This window comes from Serratia sp. PL7, assembly GCF_945957435.1.
Genome location: NZ_CAMFLB010000004.1, coordinates 175,987 through 192,451, shown reverse-complemented (window position 1 = coordinate 192,451; position 16,465 = coordinate 175,987). Strand labels below are relative to the sequence as shown.

The window sequence follows — 16,465 nt, the reverse complement described above, 5'->3', positions numbered from 1 at the left end:
GGCAACCCTACCACCATGAGAACAATAACATGTCCGAACAAACCGTCAGCTTTATCAAAGGCCGTCACGGCGACATCGCCGTGCACGACTGGGGAAACGACAAGCCGCGCTATCTGGCGCTGCTGGTGCACGGCTACGGCGAGCACCTCGGCCGCTATCAATACGTGGCGCGCACGCTGCAGGCGCAGGGCGCGCGGGTGTTCGGCCCCGACCATCTCGGCCACGGCCTGTCGCAGGGCGAGCGCGTGCTGATCGAAGATTATGACGCCGTGGTCGACGACGTGCAGCGCGTGGTCAGCCATTTCCGGCAGCAATACCCCACCTTGCCGCTGGTGGTGATCGGCCACTCGATGGGCGGCATGATCGCCACCCGCTACGTGCAGCGCCATGGCGAGGAGGTACGCGCGCTGGTGCTGTCCGGCCCGCTGCTCGGCGACAGAACGGCGATTTCCGATCTGGCTGAACTGCCGACGATCCCCGACGCGCCGCTGGATACCGCGACCCTGGCGCGCGATCCGGCGGTTGGCGCGGCGTATCAGGAAGATCTGCTGGTGTGGCACGGGCCGTTCAAGCGTCCCACCCTGCGCGCCATGCAGCGGATCCTCGCCGCCATCAACGCCGGGCCGGGCTTCGGCGCGCTGCCCACGCTGTGGATCCATGGCGACGACGATCGGCTGGTGCTGATGAGCGAAACGCAAACCGCGCTCGATCGTCTGCGCGGCGACGATTTCGAACGGATGATCAATGCGGGCGGGCGGCACGAGAGCTTTAACGAAACCAATAAGGATCAGATCCTCAAGCGGGTGACTGATTTTATTACGCGGACGTTAGGCTAAGGCGCTCCCCCTCGGCATTCAGCCTGCTGAGGGGGGCATGACGGCGTCAGCCTTCGACGATGGCGAGGTAGTGTTTGACGAAGCGATCCGAGGTGATGTCCCAGCGCACCGGGGTGCCTTTCTCGACGAACCAGGAATCGCCGGCCTGATACTGCACCGATTCGCCGGTGCGTTCGTTGGTCAGGGTCGCACTGCCTTCCCACACCGTGGCGTGCTCGGCGAACGGATACTCCATCACGAAGCTGCCGCGGGTGCAGCTGAACACGCCGCAGTTCAGGTTGTCGGTCGGTTCGCCGAAGATGCTGGCCACGCCGACGTTTGGCGTACCGGCGATCACCGTGGCGCCCAGGTTGCTGACGCTGCCGATCTCCAGCAGTTCTGGCAGCGGTTGTTTAAGCAGTAACGGTTTCATGTGATTCTCCTCTGAGGGTTAACGGCGGCCTTTCCAGTAGCCGGATGTCTGGTGCCAAACCTTACCGGCGGTGGTCATCACCCGCCGCAGCTTGTCCTTGCCGAAGATGTTGACGTGCGGGATCGAGCTCATCAGATCGTACCGATCGGATCCTTCGCTCATGCCCTCCGCCAGCACCTTGCACACGATGTGGCTCGGCGTCACGCCGAAGCCGGAGTAGCCCTGCACGTAAAACACGTTGTCGCGATCCGGCAGCGTGCCGATCTGCGGGAACAAGTTGGCGCTGCAGCACAGCGGACCGCCCCAGGCCAGATCGATCTTCACGTCTTTCAGGTACGGGAACACCTTCAGCATCAGGTTGCGGTTCCAGGCCTTGAGATCCGACGGGAAATATTCGATCAGGCGGGTGGCGCTGCCGAACAGCAGCCGGTTCTCGTTGGTCACCCGGTAATAGTCGATCACCGGGCGGATGTCGCTGTAGGCGCCGCGGATCGGGCTGATCTGGCGGATCAGATCGTCAGACAGCGGCTCGGTGGCCAGCTGGAAGGCGTAGGTATTGATGGTCTTGCGGTAGATCTGCGGCTCCATGCCGTTGAGAAAGCCGTTGCAGGCCCACAGCATCTTGTTGGCGCGCACCGAGCCCATGGCGGTGCGCACCGTAATGCGCGGGCCATACTCCACGTTGAGCACGCTACTGTTCTCAAAGATTTTCACCCCGTAGCCGCTCAGCGCCTTGGCCTCGCCCAGCAGCAGGTTGAGCGAATGCACGTGGCCGCCGCCCATGTGCTTCAGCGCGCAGGTGTAGGCGTCTGAGCCCACCACCTGCTTGACCTCCGCCCCGGTGTAGAGCTCAATTTCCTCCTGCGGCGCTACCGCCTTGAACTCCTTCAGCCAGCCGCGCAGGGTCTTCTCCTGGCGCGCGTTGCTGCCGAGATAGCCGTAGCCGAAGCAGAAGTCGGCGTCGATGTCATATTTCTTGATGCGCTCGCGGATAATGCCGGCGCCGAGGTTACTGATTTTGAAGATGGTTTCCAGCCCGGCCGGGCCAACGTGGCGCTTGATCTTCTCCAGATCGTGGCCGATGCCGGCCATCACCTGGCCGCCGTTGCGCCCGGTGCCGCCGTAACCCAGATAGCGGCCTTCGAGAATGGCGATGTTGGTGATGCCCTTCTCCGCCAGCTCCAGCGCGGTGTTGATGCCGGAGAAGCCGCCGCCGATGATCACCACGTCGACGTCCAGATCCTCTTCCAGCGTCGGGAAGCGCAGATCGTATTTTTTGGTCGCCGCGTAGTAGGTTAAGGACTCGATTTCGTTGTTCACTGCCGCACTCCCGATTGCCTATGCCATGACATCGGATTATCGGGAGCAGTGGGATCGTTCGCTATGTCCCCTTAGGGACATTCGCTACAAAAAATTAACATTCACGCGCTGCGCCGCTGCGGGGCGGTCAGCAGCAGGCTAAACAACTCGGCCTGAGAGCCGATGTTCAGCTTGCCGTAGATGTTCTTGCGGTGATTTTTTACCGTGCCGAGGCTGATGAACAGCCGGTCGGCAATCTGCTGCGAAACGCAGCCGGCGAGGATCAGATCGACGATCTCGCGCTCGCGCGGCGTCAGCAGATAGCGCGCCTGGGCGCCGTCATCGTTCACCGTCGCGGCCTCGGCCGGTGCCGCCACCACTTCGCCGTGCAGCCGCGCCACGCTTTTCACCAGCGTCAGCGCACTGCGCAGATCCGCCCGCTGCGGATAGCGTACCGCCACCGTGCGGCGCACCGAGCCGAAGAATACCCCCAGCCCGCGCTCCGGCGTCAGCTGCAGCAGCACGCCGGCCTCGTCGTGCCAGCCGGTCTTGCGATAAAAATTACGGTAATAATCGCTGTGATAAAACCCGCAGGGTGCCAGCTGGCGCAGCGTGAGCACCTCGCCTTCGCCGCCGTCGCTCAGCGCGCGGTAAAACGGATCCTGCAGGTAGGCGCCCTGTTGGTAGATCTGATTGACCGCATCGCTGTTTTCCCGCTCGGTTTTGATCAGGCAGCGCGGCGGCCGGCCGCGTTCGAAGGCATAGACGATGGCGTTGTCGAAGGCGAAAAATCCCTCCAGCCAATTCAACAGGCTGGGATAAAAACGCGGGCTAGCCACCGCATCGATCACCGCAGACAAGCGTTCAACCTGAATTTCCATACCCGCCTCGCCATTATTAACACATTAACAATCTACCGATTTCGGATGGGGTTGGCCGCACGACGGCCGGTACTGTTAAAAAAAGCACCCAAAACGCCGAAATGCAAGAGCGCGATCGTTTACATGTTAAACAACTCACAGGTTGCCGCGGCGGGGAAAGCGGTGGCCGCTCCGCGCCCGCTGGCTTATGCTGTGGCATCGCGCTCTGCAACGTCGTCAAGGAGACCTCATGTCCGTCAGCCACATCATCGCCAACCGCCAGACCTGGTTCGGCCACGGCAGCATCCAGCAACTGCCGCCGCTGCTGCTTGCCGATCCGCAGCCGACGCTGCTGTTCAGCTGCCGATCTTTTCTCAACGGCCCGGTGTACGCCGGCCTGCGCGAAGCGCTGGCGCCGCTGTTCATCGGCACCGAAATCGTCAGCCACGAGGCGTCGCCGCAGGAAATAGACGCCTGGGTGGCGCGCTGGCGCGGACAGGTGCAGCGCGTAGTGGCCATCGGCGGCGGCAGCGTGCTCGACGCCGCCAAAGCGTTCTCCGCGCTGGTGGTGCATCCGCTGCCGACGCTGCGCTATATGGAAAAGGTGGGCGATAGCAAAATCAGCGGCGCCACCCTGCCGCTGATCGCCATTCCCACCACCGCCGGCACCGGCAGCGAGGTGACGCAGAACGCGGTGATCACCGATACCCAGGTCAGCAAAGTGAAGGCCTCGCTGCGCCACAATAACTTCGTGCCGCACACCGCCATTCTCGATCCGCAGCTGCTGGCGGGCGCGCCGGACAAAGTGTTGGCCTACTGCGCTATCGACGCCTTCACCCACCTGTTCGAGGCCTATCTGTCGAAAACCGCCGGCGCCATGACGCGCGACATGTCGCTGAACGGCATACGCCACTTCCTCGCCGCCTGGCCGGCGCTCAACCGCAGCGATGCGGCGCGCGAGGCGATCATGCAGGCTTCCTACCTCGGCGGGCTGACGCTGAGCGCCGCCGGGCTGGGGGTCATTCACGGCATCGCCGGCGAGATCGGCGCGCTGCGCGACTACCACCACGGCCAAGTCTGTGGCCGCCTGCTGCTGCCGTTCCTCGCCCTGCTGGAAACCAGCGAACAGCCGCAGCAACGCGCGCTGATGGCCGAGCTGGCCGCGCGCCTGTACCCGCACTGGCAGGGCAGCCCGGAGAGCTACCTGACCGATTTCATCACCCGCCACGCCATTGCGCCGTTCTGGCAGGACGATTTGCCGATTTCCGGCCAGGAATTGGCGGTGGCGCTGGAGAAATCCAACAGCAAGAATTCCTGGATCGACTATGCGCCGGCGCAGCGGCAACGGATGATCGAAGAGGCGTTTCGCGTCGAATGATTATATAATCAGATCAACGCACTAGCAGGAGTTAAGAAAATGGGCATCATCGGCTGGATCTTCGCCGGCATCGCGGTCGGCATCCTGGTCGGCGCGCTGATCAGGATCTTCGGCAAGAAGAAAGAGCAGTAAGCGTCACGCTGTTCCGTGGGCCGCCAGCAGGCACTCATGGAACAGCTTCACCACCCGCTGCGGCACCGGCGAGCGGCGCAGCACGCTGGAGTATTCACAGTGATAGCGGAACAGCGCCGGTTTGATCGCCCGCATCATATTCTGCGCCACGAAAAACGCCGCGTAGTGATCAGGCAAAAAGCCGACGTATTTGCCGGACAGGATCAGCGTGGCGATCGACTCCTGCGCAAACCCCGTCGCCTTGCGATGCAAATGTTGCTGCAGGCTCAGTTCCATATTCGGCGAATGATAGCCTAATCCGGCGAAGGCATAATTGTGCAGCAGATCCCAATTTAATGTTTCATGGGGGCCGGAAAATAATTCATGCTGCGCGCCGCAATATAAGAACATCCTCTCACTGAATAACGAATGATAAGATAAACTTTCCGCGCTGCGGTGCATGGGAATAACGCCAACCTGAAATTGCCCGTCAATGACGCCGCGTTCAATGGTATTAATCGGCTCCACGTACATTTGCAAAGAAACCTCCGGCGCACGCTCGCTGAATAACGCGATGGCCCGGCCGATCTGCGCCTGCGGATTGCTGACCGTATGGTCGAATATCGCCACGTGCAGCTGCCCGCCCATGCGCTGATGCACCTCGTCCACCCCGCGCCGGAACGCCTCGGTGGCCGCCAGCAGGTTGACCGTTTCCTGGTAGATCAACAGCCCCTCGTCGGTAACCGCAAAACCCTCGCGCCCGCGCTGGCACAGCGTCAGGCCCAGCCGCTGCTCCAGATCCTTGATGTGCTTGCTAATGGTCGACAGGCTGATATTCAGCTCCAGTTCGGCGGCGCTCATGCCGCCGCAGTCGACCACGGCCTTGAATACCCGCAGCAAACGCAGATCCATATCCGACAATTGCCCTAACAGCGCGCGCTTTTTTACTTGCATAAAACCTTAAGTAAGTTTCGACATATGATTATTCACAGTAGAGAACAAGCGGTACATAGTCAATTTCGCACAACAATTCGTTAACAACTCATTTTATTTAATTAATCGCACTTATTTTCCTGCCCGGAGGAAAACATGGCCGCTGAAAATTATTCGCTTAATCGTCTCGATGCCGAAGGGTTAGAGGCCCATTGGATGCCTTTTACCGGCAACCGTAATTTTAAAGCGCAGCCGCGCATCATTACTCAGGCCGCAGGGGCGTATTACACCAGCCACGACGGCAGAAAGATTTTCGACGGCCTGTCCGGATTGTGGTGCTGCGGATTGGGGCACGGCCGGCAGGAAATCACCGACGCCGCCCAGCGCCAGCTGGCGACGCTGGATTACTCGCCGGCGTTTCAGTTCGGCCACCCGCTGTCGTTCGAGCTGGCCAACAAAATCAAGGCGCTGACGCCGGCGGGGCTGGATTACGTGTTCTTCACCGGCTCCGGCTCGGAAGCGGCGGACACCTCGCTGAAAATGGCGCGCGCTTACTGGCGCGCCAAAGGCCAGGCGGGCAAAACCTGCTTTATCGGCCGGGAAAAGGGCTATCACGGCGTTAACTTCGGCGGCATCTCGGTCGGCGGCATCGCCGGCAACCGCAAGACGTTCGGCGCCGGCGCCGAGGCGGACCACCTGCCGCACACCCTGCTGGCCGGCAACGCCTTTTCGCGCGGCATGCCGCAACAGGGGGCGGAGCTGGCGGAAGAGCTCAACCGCATCATCGCGCTGCGCGACGCCTCGACGATCGCCGCGGTGATCGTCGAACCGTTCTCCGGCTCCGCCGGGGTGATCGTGCCGCCGGTCGGCTACTTGCAGCGCCTGCGCGAAATCTGTACCCAGCATGACATCCTGCTGATCTTCGACGAAGTGATCACCGCCTTCGGCCGCTGCGGCGCGATGACCGGCGCCGAGGCGTTCGGCGTCACGCCGGACATCATGAACATCGCCAAACAGGTGACCAACGGCGCGCAGCCGATGGGCGCGGTGGTGGTACGGCCGGAGATTTACCACACCTTCATGAACGGCGGCGAGCCGGACTACCAGCTCGAATTCCCGCACGGCTACACCTACTCCGCCCATCCGGTCAGCTGCGCGGTCGCGCTGGCGACGCTGGACATCCTGCAGCGCGAACAGATGGTGGAGCGCGTACAGGCGCTGGCGCCCTACTTCGAGCGCGCGGTGCACAGCCTGCAAGGAGCCAAACACGTCGCCGACATTCGCAATATCGGCCTGGCGGCCGGCATCACGCTGGCGGCGCGGCCCGGCGAGCCGGCGCGGCGCCCCTTCGAGGCGGCGATGCGCTGCTGGGAAAGCGGATTTTACGTGCGCTACGGCGGCGACACCCTGCAGCTGGCACCGCCGTTCATCAGCAGCGAAGCGCAGATCGATGCGCTGATCAACGCCGTGGGCGACGCCCTCAACGCCACCGAATAAGGAGAGAACCATGACCATCACCCATTGGATCAACGGCGAGCCCGCCGCCGGCGGCGAACGCAGCCAGCCGGTTTACGACCCGGCCACCGGCCAATCGGCGCAGGAGGTGCAGTTGGCCGACCGCGCCACGGTGGAGCGCGCCATCGCCGCCGCCGAACAGGCTTATCCCGCCTGGCGCGATACCCCTCCGCTGAAGCGCGCGCGCATCATGATGAAGCTCAAGGATCTGCTGGAGCAACACGCCGACGCCATCTGCCAGTTAATCACCGCCGAGCACGGCAAGGTGCTCAGCGACGCCCTGGGCGAACTGCAGCGCGGCATTGAGAATATCGAATACGCCAGCTATGTGCCGGAACTGCTGAAGGGTGAACACAGCAAAGAGGCAGGCCCGGGCATCGACAGCTGGAGTGAGTTTCAGCCGCTGGGGGTGGTGGCGGGCATCACCCCGTTCAACTTCCCGGCGATGGTGCCGCTGTGGATGTGGCCAATGGCGGTCGCCTGCGGCAACACCTTCGTGCTGAAACCTTCCGAGCGCGTGCCTTCCGCCGCGCTGTATATCGCCCGGCTGGCGGCGGAAGCCGGGCTGCCAGCGGGGGTGCTCAACGTGGTCAACGGCGATCGTGAAGCGGTGGAGACGCTGCTGCATGACGGGCGCGTCAAAGCGATCAGCTTCGTCGGTTCGACGCCGGTGGCGGAGCACATCTATCACACCGGCTGCGGCCAGAACAAACGGGTGCAGGCGCTGGGCGGCGCCAAAAACCACGCGGTGGTGCTGCCGGACGCCGATATCCCCGGCGCGGTCGGCGCGCTGATGGGTGCCGCCTTCGGCTCCTGCGGCCAGCGTTGTATGGCCATCCCGCTGGTGGTGGCGGTGGGCGACGGCACCGCCGACGCGCTGATCGCAGGGCTGCGGCAACAGATGGCCGCCATGCGCGTCGGCCCCGGCAGCGACAACCGCAACGACATGGGGCCGCTGGTGACCCAACAGCATTATCAGAAGGTAAAAGGCTATATCGATCAGGGTGTGGCCGAAGGCGCCGAGCTGCTGGTGGACGGCCGCGAACTGAGCGTGATCGGCGCCGACGGCCGCCCCAGCCAGGGGTATTTCCTCGGCCCGACGCTGTTCGATCGCGTGACGCCCGGCATGCGCATCTATCAGGAGGAGATCTTCGGCCCGGTGCTCGGCGTGGTGCGCGCGGCCTCGCTGCCGGAGGCGATGGCCATGATCGACGCCCACGAATACGGCAACGGCACCTGCCTGTTCACCCGCGACGGCGAAGCGGCGCGCCACTTTTCCAGCCGCATTCAGGTCGGCATGGTGGGGATCAACGTGGCGCTGCCGGTGCCGGTGGCCTACCACTCGTTCGGCGGCTGGAAGCGCTCGCTGTTTGGCGATCTGCACGCCTACGGCCCGGACGCCGTCAGGTTCTACACCAAACGCAAGACCGTGACCCAGCGCTGGCCGGCCTCCGGCGATGCCCGCCGCGCCAGCTTCAGCTTTCCGTCGGGGCAGGGGTAACACATAAGAACAATAAACTTCCGGGGAGCAACGCTCCCCGGCATTTAGCGCGCTCCATTTGATTCCTGCGTACAGCCTGTGCAGCAAAACAATAACTCACTCACACGTTAATGGAGTCGTTATCCCATGAAAGAGTCCGCCCCTGAACACACCTTCAAAGGCAATCTCAGCGTCCTCGACGTGGTGATGATCACCGCGTCCGGCGTGACGCCGGCCAGTTCGATCTTCGTTATCGCGCCGCTGGCGATCGCCAACGCCGGCAGCGGCGCCTTTCTGTCGTTTCTGATCGCCGCCTGCGTCGCCGCCGCCATCGCGTTGTGCTATGCCGAGCTCGGCGCCGCACACCCCAGCGCCGGCGGCGAATACAGCATCATCAAGCGCCTGTTCGGCACCCTGTGCGGGTTGCAGACCTACCTGTTTATCCTCAGCGCCTCGCTGTTCGTGCCGGCGGTGCTGGCCACCGGCGCAGTGCCTTACCTGAACACCGCGCTGGGCACCCAATTCGACGCCTCGACCGCCGGCATGCTCACCGTGCTGGTCGGCGGTATCTGCGCCATTTTCAACATCAAAGCCAACGCCCTGCTGACCGGCGCCTTCCTGGTGGTGGAAGTGGCGGTGCTGGCGCTGATCGCCTGGCTCGGCTTCAGCCACCCGCATCAGAGTACGGAGATCCTCACCGCGCCGGTGATGCTGGACGCGCAGGGCAGCCTGGCGCCGGTGTCGCTGCCGCTGATCGTCGCCATGGTCGGGGTCGCGCTGTTCTCCTACAACGGCTACGGCGCGGCGGTGTACATGGCGGAAGACATGCGCGAACAGGGCAGGCCGATGGCGATCGCGATCATGCTGACGCTGGTCATCGTGGTGCTGGTGGAACTGGTGCCGTTCACCGCCCTGCTGATCGGCTCGCCGTCGCTGACGGAGATGGCCAAACAGGCCGATCCGGTCGGCTATGTGGTCACCCAGCTCGGCGGCCCGACGCTGGCGCGGGTGGTGAGTGGCGCAATCTATCTGTCGGTGTTCAACGCCATTATCGCCATCGTGGCGCAGTTCAGCCGCATGATGTTCGCCAGCGGACGTGACGGCTTCTGGCTGCCGGCGTTCAACCGGGCGCTGAAAATCATCCACCCGCGTTTCGGCACCCCCTGGATCGCCACCCTGCTGTTCGGCGTGCCGTCGGCGCTGCTGGCGTTTTGCTCCGATCTCGAATCGCTGACCTCGTTCACCGTGATCCTGCTGCTGCTGGTGTACATCATTATGGCGGTGGCGGCGCTGATCAGTCGCCGTCGCCGCCACTTCCACCACCCGTACCTGATGCCGCTGTGGCCGCTGCCGGTGGTGGTGGCGCTGCTGTGCTGCCTGTACGTGCTGTGGACGATTTTGATCGCCAGCAGCCTGAAAGACTTTATTATCATTGCCGGCATCATCGGCTTCGGGTTGGCGCTGAACCATCTGCGCGGCCGCCAGACGGCGCCCCTCGCCGCCCCCTCAATAGAAGGAGAATAACCATGACGCAGCGCGCTCAGGATCTGGGCATCATCATCGGCCAGGGCACGCCCGGCCCGCTGAACGCCATCACCGACGTGCCCGGCGTGCGCGTCGGCCATGCCAGCATTCATGCCGACTTGGCGGACGGGCGCAGCGTGCGCACCGGCGTGACGGTGATCGAACCGCGCCCCGGCTCCGCCCGCCACGCGCCCTGCTTCGCCGGCGTGCACGTGCTGAACGGCAACGGCGACGCCACCGGCCTGGAATGGGTGCGCGAAGCGGGCCTGCTGACCAGCCCGATCGCCTTCACCAACACCCACAGCGTGGGCGTGGTGCGCGATGCGCTGATCGCGCTGGAGCGTGAAGCGCTGCCCGCAGGCGACAACGCGGTGTATTGGAATATGCCGGTGGTGATGGAAACCTTCGATGGCCTGCTCAACGACATCAACGGCTTTCACGTCAAGGCCGAGCACGTGCGCGAGGCGCAGCAGGCGGCCCAGGACGGCTTGCCGCAGGAAGGCGCGGTCGGCGGCGGCAGCGGCATGATCTGCCATGAATTCAAAGGCGGCAGCGGCACCGCCTCGCGCCGCTTGCCTGCCGCTCAAGGCGGCTGGACGGTGGGCGCTATCGTGCAGGCCAACCACGGCAAGCGCGAGTCGCTGCTGGTCGGCGGTTACCCGGTGGGCCGGCATCTGGGGCATATCCCCTCGCCGTTCACGCCGCAGTTGCCGCATCCCGGCATGGGCTCCATCGTGGTGGCGCTGGCGACCGACGCGCCGCTGCTGCCGCACCAGTGCGCGCGGCTGGCGCAGCGCGCCAGCATCGGCATCGCCCGCACCGGCGGCGGCACCGAGGATTCGAGCGGCGATATCTTTATCGCCTTCGCCACCGGCAACGACGGCCTGCCGCCCGCCGACTACGCCAATAAAGGCGATTTCACCACACCGCTGCGCATGGTGAACAACGACTACATTTCGGCGCTGTTCGCCGCGGCGGCGGAAGCGGTGGAAGAGGCGATCGTCAATGCGCTGCTGGCGGCCAATACCGTCAGCGGCAACGGCCACCGGGCGGAAGGGTTAAGCGCCGAACAGTTGGTGACGGCGCTGGAGAAGGCCGGCTGGCGGCGGTAAACAACGCGGGGCGCGGGTTAACGCGCCCTGACCGTCAGGATTCGCCGCCCGGTTTGGGCGTCGGATAGTCGTAATCCAGCCGCAACGGTACGGCGTAGACGCTGTTCCACAGCTGTTGGTACAGCTGGTCCAACCGCCCGCTCATCGCCGCGCTGTGCATCACCAGCTCCAGATTGCGCGAGTTGTCCAGATAGCCGCCGGTCCAGTTGCTGGTGCCCACCCAGGCAATCTCATCGTCGATGGTCATCAGCTTGCTGTGGATCACGCGGGCAAACGGAATGAAGCCGCTGCTGGCCGGCGGAATGGTCACCACCTTGATCTGCACGTTCGGCACCAGCGCCAGGCTCTTCAGCCAGGCGATATCCGGCTTTTTGGTGTTCCAGTTGGCCACCATCAGCTCGATCTGCACGCCGCGCGCCGCCGCGCTGCGCAGCGCGTTGTCGATCACCGCATAGAAGGGACGGCTGCGCTCCAGGCCAAACGACAGCGGCGCGTAGTCCATTACCTGCACCCGCACCCGCCGTTTGGCGCCGGCCAGCAGACGCGGCAGCTCGGCCTGCGAATCGAGCACGCCCGCCGGGTTGTAGGCGCGCGGGCTGGCCACCAGATAGTTGCCCTGCGGCTGCGCCGTCGGCGGCGAATCGGGCAACGCCGGCACCGGCTTATCCTGCGCCAACAGCGCCTGCGCCCGCCAGTCCTGTTCGAAGATCGCCTGGATCTGCCCCACCACTTTAGCATCGCTGATGCGCAGCCCGGTTTCGTGAATATGCTCCAACGCGCGCCAGTCGAAATTCTGGCTGCCGACAAACGCCTGCTCGCCGTCCACCAGCAGATATTTGGCGTGCAGGATGCCGCCGCTCAGCTTCTGGTAAGGAATGATGCGCAGCTCCAGATTGGGGATCGCCTTCAGCTGTTCCAGCGTTTCGGCGGTAGAAATGCGAATGCCCTTCTCTTCCACCAAAAAGCGGATTTTCACCCCGCGCTCACCGGCCGCCTTCAGGTGCTGCAGCACGCCGTCCAGCAGCGAACCGTCCTGATTCGCCACGTAAAACTGCCCCAGGTCGATGCGGGTTTTCGCCGCGTCGAACATCTCGCGCCACACCTCGGCGGTGTTGCGCAGGTCGTCGGCCTGCAGCGCGGTTTCCACCGGCGCGGTGTACACCAGCTCATAGCCGGGAATCGCAAAACGCGCCGCAGCGCTCTGGCTCAACATCAACAAACAACCGCTCCACAATGCCGCATAAAGGCGGCCGAGCGGCCGCCGTACTGGATGGCCATTAGGCATAGCGCGGCGCTCCGCTGTCAACCCATTGTTCGCCGCTGCCGTTCTCCGGGCGGCTGGTCGGCTGACCGGCGCGGATCAGCAGCACCTTCAGCAGCTCGTTGATGCGCTCCATGCGGCTCTGCAGGAAGTTGTTGGCCACCAGGCACAGCAGCGCGATGGCGATGCCGAGGCCAGTGGCGTACAGCGCGGTGCCCATCCCGGCCGACACCAGGCTCGGCTCGGACACCCCCGAGGCGGCCAGCGCCTTGAAGGTTTCGATGATCCCCATCACCGTGCCGAGCAACCCCAGCAGCGGCGCGGCGGTGACCACGGTTTCCAGCAGCCACAGGCCGCGCGCCATCGGCGGCTTGCTCAGCAGGTACTGGGCGTCGATCAGATCGCCGATCGTTTCACGATCGCCGGCGCGGTGCTTCTGCGCCAATACCGGCGCGATCACCGCCATCGGCAAGCTGTTGCGCTGGGTCAGCTCGTCCGGTAGATCGGCGGCGCGGCGCACGTCCGGCGTCAGCGCCTGCTCCAGCCGGCGCGCCTGGCGTTGGGTATAGGCGAAGTACAGCGTGCGTTCGATGATGATCACCAGCGCGATCGCCAGCGCGGCGTACATCACGTAGAAAATAATGTCGTGCAACAGATTGGCGTCCATACAGGGCTCCTCTTCCCCGCCGCCGGGCAGGCGGCGGGGTATTCAGTTAAAAGGTGGCTTCCAGCGAGACGCTGAAGGTGCGTTCTTCGCCGACGTTGTAATACGGCGTGCTGGCCTTCACGCCGCCGTACGGCGCCGCGTTGAAGGTGGTGGTGCGCACCGAGGTCAGGTATTCCTTGTCAAACAGGTTGCTGATGCCAAAGCGCAGCGCGGCGCTTTTGACGATTTTCTTGTCCACGGGCAGATGCACCCCCGCCGCCAGATCGAACACCGTGCGGCCGCCGATCTTCTCGTCGTTGGTCAGATCGCCGTAGAACGCACTGACGTACTTGCCGCTGACGCTGCCGTAATACAGCCCGTCGTCATAACCCAACGTCATGTTCAGCAGGTTTTTCGGCACGTTCGGCACTTCTTTGCCGGAGGTCGGCAGCGGCTGCCCGCCGTTGCTGACGATGTCGCTCTTCTGCTTCGATTGGGTATAGGTATATGAGGTGTAGTAGTTGAAGTTATGCGGCAGTTGGCCGCTCCACTCCAGCTCCAGCCCTTTGTTCTCCACATTGCCGATGTTCATCATCTCGTAATCGCCGGCCGAGTTGGTGGTGGAGATCTGGCGATCGCTGTAGCGCATGTAGAACAGCGTGGCGCTCAGCAGCATGTCCTCTTGCTGGAAACGCCAGCCCAGTTCGTGGTTCCAGCTGAGTTCCGGCTTGGTGCTGAGCGAGTCGCCGACGTTGTACAGCACGTAGTTTGGCGGCGTGCGCATGTTGCGCGTCAGGTTGTAGAACACCTGGTTTTCCTGGTTCACCTTATAGCTGGCGCTGAAGTTCGGCAGGAATTCGTGATAGGTGGCTTTGCGCTTCTCCGGCACGTTGTACAGGCTGCCGCGGTTGTCCCCTTTGCGCTCCACGTACTGATAGGCCAGGCCGCCGACGAAGGTCCAGTCCGGCGTGGCGAACCAGGTGTCCTGCAGCCACACCTTCTGCGCCGGGGTGATGGTGTACTGGTTGCGCCCCTGCACCGTATTGCCGTTGGCGTCCTTCACCTGATCGGATCCGCCCGGTTTGCCCGAGATTTGCGCCGGATTTCCATCATCTTTGATGCTGATGAACGGTTGGGTCTGCAGCTGGCGCGCGCGCTCGTACCAGTAACCGATGTCCAGGCTGTGCTGATCGTTGATGTCCCACTTCAGCTTGGTGGTGATGCCCGGCCGCCAGGTTTGGGTCCACGACGGGCGGTAATAGGTGTTGGACTGCAGGTTGCTGAGGTCATACTGCCCGGCCTTGTCCGACGTGCTGGACAGCACCGAGGCCGTCTGGCCGTTGAAGCTGCCGCCGTTGCCCCAGTAGTAATACGGTTGCAGAGTCAGCGACAGGTTATCGCGCAGCTGCAGCTTCTGGGTGAACGACAGCGTGAAGGTTTCGAACGGGTTGCGTTCAATCTTGTAGTACTTGTTCAACTGCCCTTTGCTGTTGTACTCCGGTGTGGTGACGTAGTCGGTGTCACGGCCGTCGTTTTGGAACTGCGCCTTGCTCAGAGTGTTGTAGTTGGTGTTGTTCTGGCGGTTGTACTTCATCACCAGGTTGCTGCTGTTGCCGTTGCCGTCTTCGTACAGCGAGTTCATCTCGAACTTGTCGGAATACAGTCGCCCCTCGCCGCGCCACTTCTTCGCCTCGGTGTGCGAATAGGAGAACCAGTTGCTGAAGCCGTTGTACTCGCCGGTCTCCAGGCGGGCAAAGGTTTTGCTCAGGCTGTTGCTGCCCAGCGTTTGCTTGACGAAACCGCCGAAGTCTTTCGCCGGGCGGCGCGTCACCAGGCCGATGTTGCCGCCGCTGGAGCCGATGTGCGGGCCGTCCGCTTCGGAAGACCCTTGGGTGACGAACACCTCCTCCAGGTTTTCCGCATCGCCGAGCAGGTTCGGGTATACCGCGTAGTTGCCGGAGTCGTTGATCGGAATGCCGTCCATCGACAGGCCGATCTGATCCGAGTTCATGCCGCGCATGGTGTAGTCCACGCCGCTCAGGCCGCTGGCGTCGTTGCTGTTGACGTTCAGGCCCGGCGTGTATTTCAGCTTGTCGATGGCGTTGGCCGCCGACGGCATTTTATCCATCGCCTCTTTGGTGACGGTAGAACGCGCCTTGGCGCTGTCATCCTGCACCATCATGCCGCCGCCGAGCGACTGCCCCTTGACGCTGATGGTGCCGACATCGGTGGCGTCGGCCGCCAGCGCGGCGCCCGGCAGCATCGCCGACATCACCGCCAGATAGATCCCAGAACGATTAAACGATTTCATTGTGTGCATCCCATAAAAATCAAACGATTAACCCTTGCGCTAAGGCGCCTGATAATTGAACGTCGCGGTAAATCTTTTGGTTGTTTGCCCGGCGAACGCCTCGCTCGGGAACGGCTTCACTGAACTGATGCTTTGCAGGCTGCTCATCGCCGCGCGGTTCAGCAGCATGCTGGCGGCTTTGTTGGCGATGCCGGAAGAGAGCACCCGCCCGCTGCGATCGACCTCCAGCCACACTTCGACGTTGCCCTGCGGGCGCTCGAGTGAGGCCTGACGCCCGCTTGGGTAGCGCTTGCGCTGTTCCAGCTCGCGGCGCAAGGCCAGCAGATAGCCGTTTTCAATCGCCTGAGCGTTCACCTTCGGCGCCGCGGGGGCGGCCGGTGCGGGCTGCGCCGCCGGTTTGCTGACCAGCGCGCGCGGCGCGGCGGGCGCCGGCGTCGGTTTAGGTTTCTCTACCGGTTTGGCTTTCTCTTTTACCGGCTTGGGCTTCGGCTTCGGCTGCGGTTTCGGCACCGGCTTGGCTTCCACGATCGGTTCCGGCGCCGGCACCACCGGTTCGGGGATCGGCTCCGGCTCGGGCGGCGGCGGTTCGGGCTGAGGTTCCGGCGGCGTTTCCGGTTGAGGTTCAGGCGCCGGTTCAGGCTCCACCAGCGCCAGTTCGATGGCAGTTTCGTCGTAGCGCGGCTGGATCTTCAGCGCCGCCTGCTGGCTGGCGAACAGCAGGCAACCGGCGACAATCAGCGCCGGCAGCCAGCTGAAAAGATGACGTGAGCGATAGAGCAGATACATG

14 protein-coding genes are annotated in these 16,465 nt (G+C 63.5%); 6 read left to right on the top strand and 8 right to left on the bottom strand.

Annotated features, from left to right (window positions below; translation table 11 throughout):
- The first annotated feature begins 29 nt into the window (after positions 1-29).
- The gene (locus N6G83_RS21120) at positions 30-836 is read left to right on the top strand and encodes an alpha/beta hydrolase (protein WP_260515900.1); all 807 of its coding nucleotides are present in this window, start codon (positions 30-32) and stop codon (positions 834-836) included.
- A 46-nt stretch (positions 837-882) separates the two neighbouring features.
- Here the strand turns inward: N6G83_RS21120 and N6G83_RS21115 are convergent, their stop codons facing one another.
- The 3 genes from N6G83_RS21115 to N6G83_RS21105 form a co-directional block, all read right to left on the bottom strand.
- A complete protein-coding gene (locus N6G83_RS21115) occupies positions 883-1,248 on the bottom strand; it encodes a cupin domain-containing protein (protein ID WP_015376517.1) in 366 nt (121 codons plus the stop codon).
- Positions 1,249-1,266: 18 nt separating this feature from the next.
- Positions 1,267-2,568 (bottom strand): NAD(P)/FAD-dependent oxidoreductase, encoded by a 1,302-nt coding sequence (locus N6G83_RS21110; protein WP_033636959.1) that lies wholly within the window; start codon positions 2,566-2,568, stop codon positions 1,267-1,269.
- Positions 2,569-2,669: 101 nt separating this feature from the next.
- Entirely contained in the window at positions 2,670-3,428 is a 759-nt protein-coding gene (locus N6G83_RS21105) for a helix-turn-helix transcriptional regulator (protein WP_164068589.1), read from the bottom strand.
- Between the two features lie 229 nt (positions 3,429-3,657).
- Here N6G83_RS21105 and N6G83_RS21100 point away from each other — a divergent pair, with 229 nt between their 5' ends.
- Positions 3,658-4,785, top strand: coding sequence for an iron-containing alcohol dehydrogenase (locus N6G83_RS21100; protein ID WP_025305174.1), 1,128 nt, complete (start codon positions 3,658-3,660; stop codon positions 4,783-4,785).
- Between the two features lie 135 nt (positions 4,786-4,920).
- Here N6G83_RS21100 and N6G83_RS21095 read toward each other — a convergent pair whose 3' ends face one another.
- A complete protein-coding gene (locus N6G83_RS21095) occupies positions 4,921-5,850 on the bottom strand; it encodes a LysR family transcriptional regulator (RefSeq protein ID WP_025305173.1) in 930 nt (309 codons plus the stop codon).
- Between the two features lie 135 nt (positions 5,851-5,985).
- Here N6G83_RS21095 and N6G83_RS21090 point away from each other — a divergent pair, with 135 nt between their 5' ends.
- The 4 genes from N6G83_RS21090 to N6G83_RS21075 all read left to right on the top strand — a co-directional run bounded on the left by N6G83_RS21090 (position 5,986) and on the right by N6G83_RS21075 (position 11,460).
- Entirely contained in the window at positions 5,986-7,326 is a 1,341-nt protein-coding gene (locus N6G83_RS21090) for an aspartate aminotransferase family protein (protein ID WP_025305172.1), read from the top strand.
- A 10-nt stretch (positions 7,327-7,336) separates the two neighbouring features.
- A complete protein-coding gene (locus N6G83_RS21085; protein ID WP_260515902.1) occupies positions 7,337-8,845 on the top strand; it encodes a CoA-acylating methylmalonate-semialdehyde dehydrogenase in 1,509 nt (502 codons plus the stop codon).
- Between the two features lie 126 nt (positions 8,846-8,971).
- Entirely contained in the window at positions 8,972-10,348 is a 1,377-nt protein-coding gene (locus N6G83_RS21080; protein ID WP_025305170.1) for an APC family permease, read from the top strand.
- 2 nt (positions 10,349-10,350) lie between these two features.
- Positions 10,351-11,460, top strand: a complete 1,110-nt coding sequence (locus tag N6G83_RS21075; protein WP_197837255.1) for a P1 family peptidase — start codon at positions 10,351-10,353, stop codon at positions 11,458-11,460.
- A 34-nt stretch (positions 11,461-11,494) separates the two neighbouring features.
- On the opposite strand, the gene N6G83_RS21070 is transcribed toward N6G83_RS21075, so the two are convergent.
- From N6G83_RS21070 to N6G83_RS21055, 4 genes are read right to left on the bottom strand one after another with little or no spacing between them, the layout of a single operon-like run.
- On the bottom strand, positions 11,495-12,745 hold the full coding sequence (locus tag N6G83_RS21070; protein ID WP_260515903.1) for a phospholipase D-like domain-containing protein: 1,251 nt from the start codon (positions 12,743-12,745) through the stop codon (positions 11,495-11,497).
- Entirely contained in the window at positions 12,738-13,388 is a 651-nt protein-coding gene (locus N6G83_RS21065) for a MotA/TolQ/ExbB proton channel family protein (protein WP_025305167.1), read from the bottom strand. The genes N6G83_RS21070 and N6G83_RS21065 overlap by 8 nt, the downstream gene beginning before the upstream one ends.
- A gap of 46 nt (positions 13,389-13,434) precedes the next feature.
- Positions 13,435-15,678 (bottom strand): TonB-dependent receptor family protein, encoded by a 2,244-nt coding sequence (locus N6G83_RS21060; RefSeq protein ID WP_025305166.1) that lies wholly within the window; start codon positions 15,676-15,678, stop codon positions 13,435-13,437.
- Positions 15,679-15,717: 39 nt separating this feature from the next.
- Positions 15,718-16,464: an energy transducer TonB gene (locus tag N6G83_RS21055; RefSeq protein WP_033636946.1), complete on the bottom strand. Its 747-nt coding sequence runs from the start codon at positions 16,462-16,464 to the stop codon at positions 15,718-15,720.
- Position 16,465: the final 1 nt, after the last annotated feature.